General features: G+C 69.9%; 12 protein-coding genes. 8 read left to right on the forward strand and 4 right to left on the reverse strand.

Annotated features, from left to right (window positions below):
• Positions 1-119 precede the first annotated feature (119 nt).
• The 3 genes from ABD912_RS14170 to ABD912_RS14180 all read left to right on the forward strand — a co-directional run bounded on the left by ABD912_RS14170 (position 120) and on the right by ABD912_RS14180 (position 5071).
• The gene (locus ABD912_RS14170; RefSeq protein ID WP_345151680.1) at positions 120-1103 is read left to right on the forward strand and encodes a heme o synthase; all 984 of its coding nucleotides are present in this window, start codon (positions 120-122) and stop codon (positions 1101-1103) included.
• Between the two features lie 161 nt (positions 1104-1264).
• Positions 1265-1675: a hypothetical protein gene (locus ABD912_RS14175; RefSeq protein ID WP_345151682.1), complete on the forward strand. Its 411-nt coding sequence runs from the start codon at positions 1265-1267 to the stop codon at positions 1673-1675.
• Between the two features lie 177 nt (positions 1676-1852).
• Positions 1853-5071, forward strand: a complete 3219-nt coding sequence (locus ABD912_RS14180) for a bifunctional cytochrome P450/NADPH--P450 reductase (RefSeq protein ID WP_345151684.1) — start codon at positions 1853-1855, stop codon at positions 5069-5071.
• 20 nt (positions 5072-5091) lie between these two features.
• Here the strand turns inward: ABD912_RS14180 and ABD912_RS14185 are convergent, their stop codons facing one another.
• The 3 genes from ABD912_RS14185 to ABD912_RS14195 are packed head-to-tail and all read right to left on the reverse strand — an operon-like array spanning position 5092 to position 7742.
• Positions 5092-6027 carry a COX15/CtaA family protein gene (locus tag ABD912_RS14185; RefSeq protein ID WP_345151685.1) on the reverse strand — a complete coding sequence of 312 codons (936 nt, stop codon included), beginning with the start codon at positions 6025-6027 and terminating at the stop codon, positions 5092-5094.
• Positions 6028-6046: 19 nt separating this feature from the next.
• Entirely contained in the window at positions 6047-6796 is a 750-nt protein-coding gene (locus ABD912_RS14190; RefSeq protein ID WP_345151689.1) for an ABC transporter permease, read from the reverse strand.
• Positions 6789-7742: an ABC transporter ATP-binding protein gene (locus ABD912_RS14195; protein ID WP_345151691.1), complete on the reverse strand. Its 954-nt coding sequence runs from the start codon at positions 7740-7742 to the stop codon at positions 6789-6791. Before ABD912_RS14195 ends, ABD912_RS14190 begins: the two co-directional genes overlap by 8 nt.
• A gap of 102 nt (positions 7743-7844) precedes the next feature.
• Here ABD912_RS14195 and ABD912_RS14200 point away from each other — a divergent pair, with 102 nt between their 5' ends.
• The 5 genes from ABD912_RS14200 (at position 7845) to ABD912_RS14220 (ending at position 12517) form a co-directional block, all read left to right on the forward strand.
• Positions 7845-8636 (forward strand): helix-turn-helix transcriptional regulator, encoded by a 792-nt coding sequence (locus ABD912_RS14200; protein ID WP_425548071.1) that lies wholly within the window; start codon positions 7845-7847, stop codon positions 8634-8636.
• The gene (sufB, locus tag ABD912_RS14205; RefSeq protein WP_345151693.1) at positions 8633-10093 is read left to right on the forward strand and encodes a Fe-S cluster assembly protein SufB; all 1461 of its coding nucleotides are present in this window, start codon (positions 8633-8635) and stop codon (positions 10091-10093) included. The genes ABD912_RS14200 and sufB overlap by 4 nt, the downstream gene beginning before the upstream one ends.
• A 2-nt stretch (positions 10094-10095) precedes the next feature.
• Positions 10096-11346 carry a Fe-S cluster assembly protein SufD gene (gene sufD, locus ABD912_RS14210; RefSeq protein WP_345151696.1) on the forward strand — a complete coding sequence of 417 codons (1251 nt, stop codon included), beginning with the start codon at positions 10096-10098 and terminating at the stop codon, positions 11344-11346.
• A 68-nt stretch (positions 11347-11414) separates the two neighbouring features.
• Positions 11415-12173 carry a Fe-S cluster assembly ATPase SufC gene (gene sufC, locus ABD912_RS14215; protein ID WP_345151698.1) on the forward strand — a complete coding sequence of 253 codons (759 nt, stop codon included), beginning with the start codon at positions 11415-11417 and terminating at the stop codon, positions 12171-12173.
• Between the two features lie 2 nt (positions 12174-12175).
• Positions 12176-12517 (forward strand): metal-sulfur cluster assembly factor, encoded by a 342-nt coding sequence (locus tag ABD912_RS14220; RefSeq protein ID WP_345151700.1) that lies wholly within the window; start codon positions 12176-12178, stop codon positions 12515-12517.
• 80 nt (positions 12518-12597) lie between these two features.
• Here ABD912_RS14220 and ypfJ read toward each other — a convergent pair whose 3' ends face one another.
• Positions 12598-13503 carry a KPN_02809 family neutral zinc metallopeptidase gene (gene ypfJ, locus ABD912_RS14225; protein WP_345151701.1) on the reverse strand — a complete coding sequence of 302 codons (906 nt, stop codon included), beginning with the start codon at positions 13501-13503 and terminating at the stop codon, positions 12598-12600.
• Positions 13504-13774: the final 271 nt, after the last annotated feature.

Raw genomic sequence — 13774 nt, forward strand, 5'->3', positions numbered from 1 at the left:
CCCGAAATGGGTGTTCCCGGCGGGCCCGTGGCCGGGGCCGCCCCACCGCGCCGTTTTCTACCGCGCGTAAAAGGGTATGATTACCCAGTCTGTCCAAATCCCCCAGAGAACTGAGTGGCATGTCAGTGAACACCGTTCGTGCTGCCGCGGCTCCGAGCCGCGCGGCGCGCCAGCCCGGAGAAGCCCTGGGCGGTTTCGTTGGACGCAAGGCGAAGGCCTATCTGGCCCTGACCAAGCCGCGTGTCGTGGAACTGCTGCTTGTCACCACCCTGCCCACGATGATTTTCGCCCAGCGCGGCTTCCCGGACGTGGTCACGATGGTCGCCACGCTGCTCGGCGGCGCCATGGCCGCCGGCAGCTCCGGCGCCTTCAACTGCTACTTCGACCGGGACATCGACAAGGTCATGCACCGCACCGAGGGACGTCCGCTGGTCACCGGCGAGGTGACCCCGCGCGAGGCGCTGGTGTTCTCCTGGGCCCTGGGCGTCGCCTCGATCGCCGTCCTGTGGGCCGGCACCAACGTGCTGACCGCCGGGCTGGGCCTGGCCGCGATCCTGTTCTACGTGGTCCTCTACACGCTGATCCTCAAGCGCCGCACCGCGCAGAACATCGTCTGGGGCGGCATCGCCGGCTGCATGCCGGTGCTGATCGCCTGGGCCGCGGTGACCAACACGGTCGAGTGGCCGGCGATCATCCTGTTCCTGATCATCTTCCTCTGGACCCCGCCGCACTACTGGCCGCTGTCCATGAAGTACGCGGAGGACTACTCGGCCGCCCAGGTTCCGATGCTCGGCGCCATCGCCAACGCGCGCACCGTCTCCGTGCAGGTGGTGCTCTACGCCTGGGCCACGGTGGTCTGCTCGCTGCTGCTGGCCCCGATGGGCTACGCCGGCATCGTCTACACCGTCATCGCGGCGGTGTCCGGCGGCTGGTTCATCTACGAATCGCACGTCCTCTACCGCGAGGCCCGCCGCGAACACAGCCCGCAGGACATGAACAAGAAGGCCATGAAGGTCTTCCACATCTCCATCACCTACCTGACGCTGGTCTTCGTCGCCCTGGCGATCGACCCCTTCGTCGGAGAGCCGCTCTTCCAGCGCTGACCTTGCCGCAGGTCCCCGCTGAAGGACCTGCGCGTGAGCGCGCGCCAGGACGGCCACCGGCGCCACGGCCATTCCGGAATGTCCATTTCCTGACGAGCGGCAACTCCCTAGGATGGGCGTGGTGTCATGTCCCGACGCCATGGGGGGATGCTGGGGGATGGATGTTCCGGATCGACGTGGCCGAAGACGGCGGAAAGCGGGTTTTCGAACCCGAGTCGGAGACCTCGGTGGTGCTGACCCGAACGGCCCAGAGGTCGCATGTCAAGGTCTTCCTGATGACGCAGGGCGAAACCCGCATACCTTTCGAGGCGCGACTCAACCATGCCGCGGATCCCGTCACGGGAGACGAGTACCGCTACTACACGTTCGAAGCCTTCGGCTGCCTGCCCACTGACAAGCCGGGCACCGGCTCCCTGGAACCGCGGGACGAGTCCTTCTGGAAACACAGGGCGGCCGCCGCGCTCGTGGTTTACGGCCGTCGTTATGACGGGCTGGAGAGTCCGCCGGAGCGCAATCGCGTGCTGCTTGAGGGCCGGTTTTACACGCGCCTCGATTTTGGCTTTGACTCCTAGCGCGGCGTACGGCGCACCGTTCCGTCTTCGGAGCGGGTGAATCCCGGATTCAGGTTCGGCGCCGGCCTACTCCAGCTTCGCGCGTCGGCGTATCGTGGGTGCCGGTTGGCAAGGAACACCGGGGCCGGCTGCACTCACTTCCCTCCAGCGACGGCCCGTGACCGCCGAGGAGAAGCGATGCCCCCGTCAGAAACCCCCATCCCGCAGCCGCCCACGCGCCCGGTGGTCGGCAACCTCAACGACATCGACGCCAGCCAGGGCGTCCTGGGCATGGTCAAGGTGGCCGAGGAGTACGGCCCGATCGTGCGCATGCAGGTCTTCAACCGGAACATCGTCGTGGTCTCCTCCCAGGAGCTGGTCAACGAGGTGTGCGACGAAACCCGCTTCGGCAAGGTGCTGGGCATTGCCCTGCGCGAGGTGCGGGGGTTCATCGGCGACGGCCTGTTCACCGCCGAGACGCAGGAGCCCAACTGGCAGAAGGCGCACCGGATCCTCATGCCGGCGTTCGGGCCCGCGGCGCTGCGGCGGATGTTCACGGGCATGGACGACATCGCCGAGCAGCTGATGCTCAAGTGGGAGCGGCTCGGCCCGGCGGCCCGGATCGACGTCTCGGACAACGCCACCCGCCTGACGCTGGACACGATCGCCCTGTGCTCGTTCAGCTACCGGTTCAACAGCCTCTACCGCGAGGAGATGCATCCGTTCGTCGGGGCCATGGTCCGCGCGCTGGTGGCCTCCCGGGAGCGGTCGCGCCGGCTGCCGGTGCAGAACAGGATCATGGTGCGCAGCCGCCACCAGCTCCAGGAAGACAACGCCCTGATGTTCGAGGTCGCCGACCAGATCATCAGCGACCGGCGGCGGAACCCGAGTCCGGCCGGCCAGGAAGACATCCTGGACACCATGCTCAACGCCGCCGACCCGGTGACGGGCGAACGGCTCTCCGAGGAGAACATCCGCAACCAGATGGTCACCTTCCTCGTGGCCGGCCACGAGACCACCAGCGGGCTGCTGACGTTCGCGATCTACGAGCTGCTGCGCCATCCCGGCGTGCTGGCCACGGCGCGCGACCGGGTGGATGAGGTGGTGGGCGCCGACGCCGTCCGCTTCGAGCACCTCCCGCGGCTGGGGTACCTCGACCAAATCCTCAAGGAGACGCTGCGGCTGTGGCCCACGGCGCCGGCGTTCAACGTCGCCCCGTACGAGGACACCGTCCTCGGCGGCCGCTACCGGGTGCCCGCCGGACAGACCATCATGGTGCTGCTGCCGCAGCTGCACCGGGACAAGGCCGCGTGGGGCGAGGACGCCGAGATCTTCGACCCTGACCGGTTTTCCCCGGAGCGCGCCGTGACGATCCCCGCCAACGCGTGGAAGCCCTTCGGCAACGGCCAGCGCTCCTGCATCGGCCGCGGATTCGCCCTGCAGGAGGCCACCCTGATGCTGGCCAAGCTGCTGCAGCGGTTCGACATCACCGCGGCGGACCCGGACTACGAGCTGAAGATCAAGCACACCCTGACCATGAAGCCGGAAGGCCTCTACATCCACGTGCGGCGGCGCAACGTGCGGATCCGCGCCGGGGAGGCCAGGGGATCGGGTGCCGCCGTCGCCACCCGGGCCGCACCCGCCCCGGCCGCCGCGCCCAACGGCATCCCGGTCCGGGTGCTCTACGGCTCCAACGCCGGGACCTCCAAGGAGTTCGCCCAGCGCATCGCCAACGACGCCGGCCGGCGCGGCTACACCCCGACGCTGGCTCCGCTGGACTCAGCCGTGGACGGCGTGGGGGAGGGCCCCGCCCGCGGCCGGGCCGCCGGGCTGCCTGCCGAGGGCATCGTCGCGATCGTCACCTCCTCCTACGAGGGGCAGCCCCCGGACAACGCCCGCCAATTCGTGGCCTGGGCCGCGCATCTGGCCCCGGGGGACCTGGAGGGGGTCCGCTACGCCGTCTTCGGCAACGGAAATCGGGACTGGGCCCGCACCTACCAGGCCATACCCACGGAGATCGACGAGAGGCTGGCCGCGGCCGGCGCCACCCGGGTGTACCGGCGCGGGGCGGCGGACGCCCGGGCCGACTTCTTCGGCGACTTCGAGGAGTGGTACGCCGGCTTCTGGCCCGCCGTGGACGCCGCCCTGGGGCAGAGCACGGCCGCTCCGCCCGCCCAGCCGCAGCTGGAGGTCAGGTTCGTGGGCAGCATCCGGGAGCCGCTGCTGCGCCAGAACGGGCTCTCCATGGGCACCGTGGTGGCGAATCGGGAACTGGTGGACACCAGCCGGGAGGGGGCCCGCTCCAAGCGGCACCTGGAGATCGCGCTGCCGGACGGGATGACCTACCGCACCGGCGACTACCTCGCGGTGCTGCCGCTGAACCCCAGTGGCCTCATCCAGCGCGCCCTGACCCATTTCGGGCTGGACTACGACGCCCAGGTGGTCCTGGGCATGGAGCGGGGGGACACCTTCCTGCCCACCGGCACGCCGGTGGCGGTCGGGGAACTGCTCAGCAGCTACGTCGAGCTGGCCGCGCCGGCGACCCGGCAGCAGATCGAGCACCTGGCCGACGTCGCCGGCGACCCCGGGCACCGCGCGAACCTGGAGGCCTTCGCCGAGGACCGTGCGCGGCACGCGGCGGAGATCCTGGAGAAGCGGATCAGCGTCCTGGACCTGCTGGCGGCCTACCCCTCCTGCCTGCTGTCCTTCACCTCGTACCTGCAGATGCTCACCCAGCTGGCGCCGCGGCGGTATTCGATCTCATCCTCCCCGCGCTGGAGCCCCGACCACGTGGCGCTGACCTTCGCGGTGGTGCGGGAACCGGCCTGGTCCGGCCGGGGAACCTTCGAGGGGGCCGCCTCGACCTACCTGGCCCAAGCGCGGCTCGGAACCCGGGTCGCCGTCGCGGTCCGGCCCTCCAATGCGGCCTTCCATCCGCCGGAATCGCTGGAGACGCCGCTGGTGATGGTGTGCGCCGGGACCGGGCTGGCCCCGTTCCGTGGCTTCATCCAGGACCGGGCGCTGCAGGCCCAGACGGAGGGAACCGTTCCGGCGAAGTCGCTGCTGTTCTTCGGCTGCCGCGCCCCGGACACCGACTTCCTGTACCGCGACGAGCTGGCCGGGTGGGCCGGCGAGGCCAACCTGGACATCCGGCCAGCGTTCTCCGCAGCCCCCGAGGACGGGCAGCGCTACGTCCAGGACCGGCTCTGGGCGGACCGGGCCGACGTCGTGGACCTGGTCCGGCAGGGCGCCACCTTCTACCTCTGCGGCGACGGCAAGCACATGGCGCCGCGCGTGCGGGACACCTGCGTGCGGATCTACCGGGAGGCCACCGGTGCCACGGAGGCGGAGGCCAACGCCTGGATGGACGAGGTGGAGCGCCGCCACGGACGGTACGTGGCGGACATCTTCAGCTGAAGCCGGAAAAGCCCCGCGCGCTACAGCGGGAAGCGGCCCGTCGAGCGGTCCCAGACGTTCGTGGCCGCGGCCGCCAGCAGCGCCGCGCCGAGCATGTGGGCCAGCACCAGCCCCACGGGCAGGCCGGTGAAGTGCTGCCAGTAGCCGATGCCGGCCTGGAGGACCAGGACGGCGGACAGCAGCACCAGCGCCCGGCGCAGTCCGGCGGAGGTGGGGGAGCGGAACGCGAGGAACAGCGCCAGGACCGTTGCCCCCACCAGCAGGTAGACCGGGACCGCGTGCAGGCGGGTGACCGTCAGAGCATCGAAGCCGTGGCGCGGGGCGGCGGCGTCACCGGCATGCGGGCCGGTGCCGGTGACGATGGTGCCGAGGTAGATCGCGACGGCGGAGACCACCAGGATCGCCCAGCCGAGACTGCGCTGGGTGCCGGTCAGCGGGGGAACGGCGATGGACGCCTCCCCGCGCACCACCCTCCCGGTGCGGTTCACCATCAGGGTGGCCGCCGAAACCATCAGCGACGAGGCCACGAAGTGCAGGCCCACCACCCACGGGTTCAGGTCCGACCACACCGTGATGCCTCCGATGACGGCCTGCAGCGGGATGCCAGCGAGCAGGGCCGTGGCCAGGCCGAACACGGTGCGGTGCTCCTTGCGGCCCTTCCAGACGGACACGAGCATGGCCACGGCGATGGCGGCCAGCACGAACGTGAGCATGCGGTTGCCGAACTCGATCAGGCCGTGGATGCCCATCTCCGCGGTGGGGGTCATGGTCCCCGGCATGCAGTTGGGCCACTCGGCGCAGCCGAGGCCCGACTTGGTCAGGCGGACCGCCCCGCCGGTGACGATGATGGCGACCTCGGAGACCAGCGAGGCCACGGCGAGGCGGTGGACGCCGGGGGTGATCCGGGTCGGCAGGCGGTCGCCCAGGCGGGCGAGGGGCGCGGTGGCGGTGGTCATGCGTTCAGCTCCAATTGGGCTAGTTCCACTTGAACCAGCGGGTGGCGGCGAAACCGGCGAGGAGGGCCCACACCAGCAGGATGACAAGGGCTGCCCCGTCCAGGCGGCCCTCGATGAGGGCGGCGCGGAGGGCATCGCCCAGCGCCGCGGACGGCAGCAGGTCCACAACCGACTGCATGGCTCCTGGCAGCCGTGTGCCGGGGATGAGGATCCCGCCCGCGGCCGCGAGCAGCACCCAGACCAGGTTCGTGATCGCGAGGGTCGCCTCCGGGCGGACCGTGCCGGCGATCCACAGGCCCAGCGCGGTGAAGGCGGCGGCCCCGAGCAGCAGCAGGAACAGCCCCAGCGGGATGCCGGCCGGGTCGGGACGCCAGCCCATGGCCAGGGCGGTGCCGCCGACCACGACAAGCTGGACCATCAGCACGGCCACCACGGCGATCGCCTTGCCGAAGACCAGCCCGGCGCGCCCCAGCGGGGTGGTGGACAGGAAGCGGAGCACGCCGTAGCGGCGGTCGAAGCCGGTCGCGATGCCCTGCCCGGTGAAGGCGGTGGACATCACGCACAGCGCCAGCACCCCAGGCGCGGCCGCGTCGATGCGGCTGTCCGCGACGCCGTCGATCAGGTCGGTGAAGACCAGACCGAACAGGGCCATGACCGGCAGGACGACGGCAAGCACCAGCTGTTCGCCGTTGCGCAGCATGGCGCGGGTCTCATACCCCCCGTGGCGCAGGATCCGCACCACTTGCGGGGCGGCGTTGCCCTCAGGCACGGGTGCCTCCTTCGGCGATTTCCAGGAAGACGTCCTCGAGCGTGCGCGGCTGCATGGAGACGGCGTCGGGGAAGACCCCCAGCCGCTGCCACCAGGCGGCGAGGTCGGCGAGGTCGGCGGGGGTGCGCAGCCCGTTCACCAGGTACCGGCCCGCCGACACCTCCACGACCGAGCGCCCCTCCGTCCACAGTGGGGGCTCCAGACCCGGGCGGGCGGAGAACTCCAGGGTGCGCGCGTCGGCGTCGGCCGAGGCGCGGGCGGTCAGCTCGGCGACGGTTCCCTGGGCGACGTTCACGCCCCCGTCGATGATGTAGACGTAGTCGGAGAGGCGCTGGGCGTCCTCCATCAGGTGCGTGGTCAGCACGATGCACAGGCCCCGGTCGCGGAGTTCGCCGATCAGGTCGAAGACCGTCTGGCGCGACTGCGGGTCCAGGCCGGCGCTGGGCTCGTCGAGGAACACGACCTCGGGGTTTCCGGCCAGGGCCGCGGCCAGGGCAACGCGCTGGCGCTGGCCCCCGGAAAGCCGCCGGATGCTGGTGTGGGAGAAGCCGTGGATGCCCAGCCGCTCGGCCAGCGCGTTGACGTCGGCCGGGTGGCGGTACATCCCGGCCACGTGGCGCAGCAGCTGCATCGGCTTGGCCGAGGGCGGCAGGCCGCCGTCCTGGAGCATGACTCCCACGCGCGAACGCAGTTGGCTGCCGGCTGCGGCGGGGTCCTCGCCGAGCAGGCGCACCGTCCCGCCGTCGGCCTTCAGGAGCCCCTGCGCGCAGGCGAGGGTGGTGGACTTGCCCGCGCCGTTGGAGCCCAGCAGCGTGGTGACCCGGCCGGGGGAGGCGCTGAGGCTGATGCCGTTCAGGACGCGCACCATGCGCCCGTCGAGGGCGGCGACGGGACCGAAGTCCTTGCGGAGACGGTCGACGACGAGGCTGGGTTCGGCTGCGGGCACCGAACCATTCTACTGGACACGCGGCGGGCGCCCGGCGCGTGACTGGTTCGACTAAGCCCGTCCTTACTAGCGGCGGGATGGTCATTAGCGCATGATTGTGTTGTGTATTCTTCCCAGCAAACCGTGCCCGGGCCGGACCCTGTGGTCCGCGCAACGGCCGGGCTCCCGGAAAACGAGGAGCGCACCCGCGACCGCGTGCTGCACGCGGTGTTGGAAGAGGGGCCGGTCAGCGCCGCGGAACTCGGCGAACTGCTCGGCTTCACGCCCGCCGCGGTCCGCCGCCACCTCGATGCCCTCAGCCGCCAAGGCCTGGTTGAGGTGAAGCTTGTCGCCAACCAGTCCACCGGCGCCGGACGGCCAGCCCGCCGCTACGTGCTCAGCCACCGCGGCCAGGCCAAGCTCGGCAACGACTACCTGGACATCGCCACCGAAGCCCTCGCCGAACTCGGCCGCGCCGCCGGCCCCGAGGCGGTCGACGCCTTCGCCGCGCGCCGCTTCGAGGCCATGGAGCGGCGCTACCGCCCCGCCGTCGAGGCCGCCGGCGAGTCGCTGGCCGCCCGCGCCGACGCGCTCTCCGCCGCGTTGAGCGCCGACGGGTTCGTCGGCTCCACCCGCTCCGTCGGGACGAACCTGCCCCGCGCCACCATGCTCAGCGTCCAGCTGTGCCAAGGGCACTGCCCCATCCAGGACCTGGCCCGGGAATTCCCGGTCTTCTGCGAGAAGGAAACCCAGGCCTTTTCCCGCCTCCTCGGCGTCGACGTGCGGCGCCTGTCCACGTTGGCCGGAGGCGGCCACGTCTGTACGACCCACATTCCCGTGGGCCGCAACCATGCTCCTCAGCGCGCTGAGAAGAGAACTCGAGTCAAGATCACGAAGCAGGAGAGGCCGCGATGACGGATCAGATTGCACAGGAGTCCGCCGACCCCGGCGTGATTGCCGAGATCCTGGAGAAGAACCCAGAACTCCATGGCATCGGCAACTACGAATACGGCTGGTCCGACAAGAACGACGCCGGCGCCAACGCCAAGCGTGGCATCAACGAGGACGTCGTGCGGGACATCTCCGCGAAGAAGAGCGAGCCCGAATGGATGCTCGACCTTCGCCTGAAGGGCCTGAAGTACTTCGAGCGCAAGCCGATGCCGACCTGGGGCCCGGACCTCAGCGGCATCGACTTCGACAACATCAAGTACTTCGTGCGCTCCACCGAGAAGCAGGCCGCCACGTGGGAGGACCTGCCGGAAGACATCCGCAACACCTACGAGAAGCTGGGCATCCCCGAGGCTGAGCGCTCCCGCCTGGTCTCCGGCGTTGCGGCGCAGTACGAATCCGAGGTCGTCTACCACCAGATCCGCGAGGACCTGGAGGCCCAGGGCGTCATCTTCCTGGACACCGACACGGCGCTGAAGGAACACCCGGAGATCTTCAAGGAGTACTTCGGCACCATCATTCCGGTGGGCGACAACAAGTTCGCCTCGCTGAACACCGCCGTGTGGTCCGGAGGCTCCTTCGTGTACGTCCCCAAGGGCGTGCACGTCGAGATCCCGCTGCAGGCCTACTTCCGCATCAACACGGAAAACATGGGCCAGTTCGAGCGCACGCTGATCATCGCCGACGAGGACTCCTACGTCCACTACATCGAGGGCTGCACCGCCCCGATCTACCAGTCCGACTCGCTGCACTCGGCCGTGGTGGAGATCATCGTGAAGAAGGGCGCCCGCGTCCGCTACACGACCATCCAGAACTGGTCCACCAACGTCTACAACCTGGTCACCAAGCGCGCCGTCTGCGAGGCCGGCGCCACCATGGAATGGGTGGACGGCAACATCGGTTCCAAGGTCACCATGAAGTACCCGGCCGTGTACCTGGTCGGCGAGCACGCCAAGGGCGAGACCCTCTCCATCGCCTTCGCCGGCGAGGGCCAGCACCAGGACACCGGCTCCAAGATGGTCCACATCGCGCCGAACACCTCCTCCTCGATCGTGGCCAAGTCCGTGGCCCGCAACGGCGGACGTTCGGCCTACCGCGGCCTGGTCCAGGTCCGCGAGGGCGCCAAGGGCTCCAAGAATTCGGTGGTCTGCGACGCGCTGCTGGTGGACACGATCTCCCGCTCGGACACCTACCCGTACATCGACGTCCGCGAGGACGACGTCACGATGGGCCACGAGGCGACCGTCTCCCGCGTCAGCGAAGAGCAGCTGTTCTACCTGATGTCCCGCGGCCTGGCCGAGGACGAGGCCATGGCCATGATCGTGCGCGGCTTCATCGAGCCCATCGCCCGCGAGCTGCCGATGGAATACGCCCTCGAACTGAACCGCCTCATTGAACTGCAGATGGAAGGATCCGTCGGTTAGCCATGACTGAAACCGCAACCGCAATTCCGGGCGAGAAGGCGCGCATCGGCGCCCCGTCCATCGCCGGCTTCACCGAGGAGGGCGAAAACCTCTCCCCGCTGAACGACCCCGCCGGCAAGGCGGGCCGCCCGACCGTGCGGATCCCGGACTCCTCCCGCGCCGGCCGTCCCACCAGCTACAAGGTCGAGGACTTCGCCCAGCTGACCGGCCGCGAGGAGGACTGGCGCTTCACCCCGCTCAAGCGCCTCGGCGGCCTCCACAAGGACGCCCTGACCGGTGCCGCCCCCACCGTGGACGTGCAGGCCACCGCGGGCGTGACCGTGGAGACCGTCGGCATGGACGACGCCCGCGTCGGCTCCGCCGGCATCCCGGAGGACCGCGTCTCCGCCAACGGCTGGAACTCCGCCGCCGGCGCGACGGTCGTGACCGTCCCGGCCAACGCCGAGGACGTCACCGTCACCGTCACCGTGACCGGCACCGGGCTCGAGGCCTCCGCCCAGCACCTGGTCGTCGTCGCCGAGCCGAACTCGCGCGCCGTCGTCGTGCTGGACCACGTCGGCTCCGCCGTCGTCTCCGAAAACGTCGAGATCGACGTCCGCGACGGCGCCGCGCTGACCTTCGTCACCCTCCAGGGCTGGGCCGCCGACGCCATCCACGCCAGCTCGCAGCAGGCGAAGATCGGCCAGGACGCGCACCTGAAGCACATCGCCGTCTCCTTCGGCGGGGACCTGGTCCGCGTCACCCCCTCCGCGCGCTTCGCCGCCCCGGGCGGGGAGGCCGAGCTGTACGGGCTCTACTTCGCCGACGCCGGCCAGCACCTGGAGCACCGCCTCTTCGTGGACCACGCGCAGCCGCACTGCAAGTCCAACGTCCTCTACAAGGGCGCCCTGCAGGGCCAGGACGCGCACACCGTGTGGGTCGGCGACGTGCTGATCCGCAAGGAGGCCGTCGGCACCGACTCCTACGAGGCCAACCGCAACCTGGTCCTCACCGACGGCACCCGCGCCGATTCGGTCCCGAACCTGGAGATCGAGACCGGCCTGATCGACGGCGCCGGCCACGCGAGCACCACGGGTCGCTTCGACGACAACCAGCTCTTCTACCTGATGGCCCGCGGCATCCCGGAGAAGGCGGCCCGCCGCCTTGTTGTGCGTGGCTTCCTCAACGAGGTCATCCAGCAGATCGGCATTCCCGAGCTTGAGGAACGGCTCAACGAGACGGTCGAGGCCGAGCTCGCCGCCACGGACAGCTAGTTCCGCTGGCCTTCCCCCACCAGACCACCATGCCGGCCCGGACCGGCACACAGGAGAGAACCGACACGATGTCTACTCTGGAAATCAAGGACCTGCACGTCAGCATCGAGACCGAGCAGGGGACCAAGGAAATCCTCAAGGGCGTTTCGCTGACCATCAACACCGGCGAGACCCACGCGATCATGGGCCCCAACGGCTCCGGCAAGTCCACCCTGGCCTCCACCATCGCCGGCCACCCGCGCTACACCGTCACCTCCGGCTCGATCACGCTGGACGGCGACGACGTGCTGGAGATGTCCGTGGACGAGCGCGCCCGCGCCGGCCTGTTCCTGGCGATGCAGTACCCGGTCGAGGTCCCGGGCGTCACGATGACCAACTTCCTGCGCACCGCGAAGACCGCCATCGACGGCGAAGCCCCGAGCCTGCGCCACTGGACCAAGGACGTCAAGACGGCCATGGCCGACCTGAAGATCGACCCGGCGTTCGCCAACCGCAACGTCAACGAGGGCTTCTCCGGCGGCGAGAAGAAGCGCGTCGAGATCCTGCAGCTGGAACTCTTCAAGCCGAAGTTCGCCATCCTCGACGAGACCGACTCCGGCCTCGACGTCGACGCCCTGAAGGTCGTCTCCGAGGGCGTCAACCGCGCCCAGGAGAAGAACTGCATGGGCACCCTCCTCATCACCCACTACACCCGCATCCTGCGCTACATCAAGCCGCAGTTCGTGCACGTGTTCGTGGACGGCAAGATCGCCGAACAGGGCGGCCCGGAGCTCGCCGACCGCCTCGAGGACGAGGGCTACGACCGCTACCTGAAGGTCCAGGCCTAGCCATGACCGTGGAAAAGCCGGCGGCCGGAGCCGCGCAGGCCTCCCTCGAGGACGTCGAGGAGGCGCTGAGGGACGTGATCGATCCCGAGCTGGGCGTGAACATCGTGGACCTGGGCCTGCTGTACGGGCTCAAGTACGCCGAGGACGGCGCGCTGCTGATCGACATGACCCTGACCACGGCGGCCTGCCCGCTGACGGACATCCTCGAGGACCAGGTGGCCAGCGCCCTCGAGAGCATCGTCGACTCGCACCGCCTCAACTGGGTCTGGATGCCCCCGTGGGGTCCGGAGCGGATCACCGACGACGGCCGCGACCAGATGCGCGCGCTCGGTTTCAACATCTGACGTTCGCACACGACGACGGAGGCTCCCCGCCATTCGGTGGGGAGCCTCCGTCGTTGCTTGTTGGCCCGGCCGCGGGCGGCCTACGGGTTGTCCAGGTCTTCCGCGGCGAGGGTGTTGCACCGGTTGATGTCCCCGTTGCGGTAGCCCTCCAGGAACCAGGCCTGCCGCTGCGCCGCCGACCCGTGCGTCCATCCCTCGGGGCTGACCCGGCCGGTGGCGGCCTCCTGGATGCGGTCATCTCCCACCGCGGCGGCTGCGGACAGGGCCGAGCGCAGGTCAGCCTCGGTGAACGGCTCCAGGAAGATCTGTCCGGAGGAATCCGCGGTCCGCGCGGCGTGGGCGGCCCACAGGCCGGCGAAGCAGTCTGCCTGCAGTTCCACCCGCACCGAGCCGGACGTGGGGCCGGTGCCGCCCTGCCGGGAGTACTTGAGGGTTCCGATGGTGTTCTGGATGTGGTGCCCGTACTCGTGGGCCACGACGTACTCCTCGGCCAGCGGACCGCCCTCGGCCCCGTAGTTGTCCCGCAATTCAGTGAAGAAGCCGGTGTCGAAGTAGGCGGTCGTGTCGCTGGGGCAGTAGAAGGGGCCCACCTGGCTGGAGGCGGTCCCGCAGGCGGTGTCCACCGCGTCTGAGAAGATCTCGATGCCGGGCAGCTGCACGGTCTGTCCGTAGCCCTCGAGGTAGGGGACCCAGAAGGCGTCCAGACTTTGCGCGGTCGCCAGGATGCGGCAGTCGGCGCGTTCGTTGGCGTCCGCGCCCGTGGCGCATTCGCTGATGGCCGGGGTGTCGGTGGCCCGACCGGACGGGGCGGTGTCCGTGGTGCCGATGCCGAGTCCCTCCAGCAGGCCGGGGTTGATCCCCAGGAGGCTGGCGACGATCAGCAGCAGGATGCTCCCGCCTCCGACGGCGATTTTCGTTCCGCGCCTGCTGCCCCGGGTGTCGCGGACCCGCGAAGGATTCAGCCGGGCGTCGTCGTTGAAGCTCATGCCGCAACCATAGCCGCTGGCCTGTGGATCGTCTTCCTTGGACGCCGCCGGTGGACCCACGTCAGGGGGCCTGGGTCAGGGGGCCTGCGGGTCCCGGTCCAGGATGCCGCGCGCCGCCAAGTCGTCTCCGGTCTGGCGGGCGAAGGCGACGGTGGAGACGCCGACGGGGGCGGCCAGCGCGACCGGGTTCCGGCGGCGGACGCGGAGGCGGGGCCGGCGGCAGTGACGGTGCCTACTCCGGGCCCCACGGCGGCGCCAAAACCGGTAAACT

This window comes from Arthrobacter ginkgonis (assembly GCF_039540195.1).
GTDB lineage: Bacteria > Actinomycetota > Actinomycetes > Actinomycetales > Micrococcaceae > Zafaria > Zafaria ginkgonis.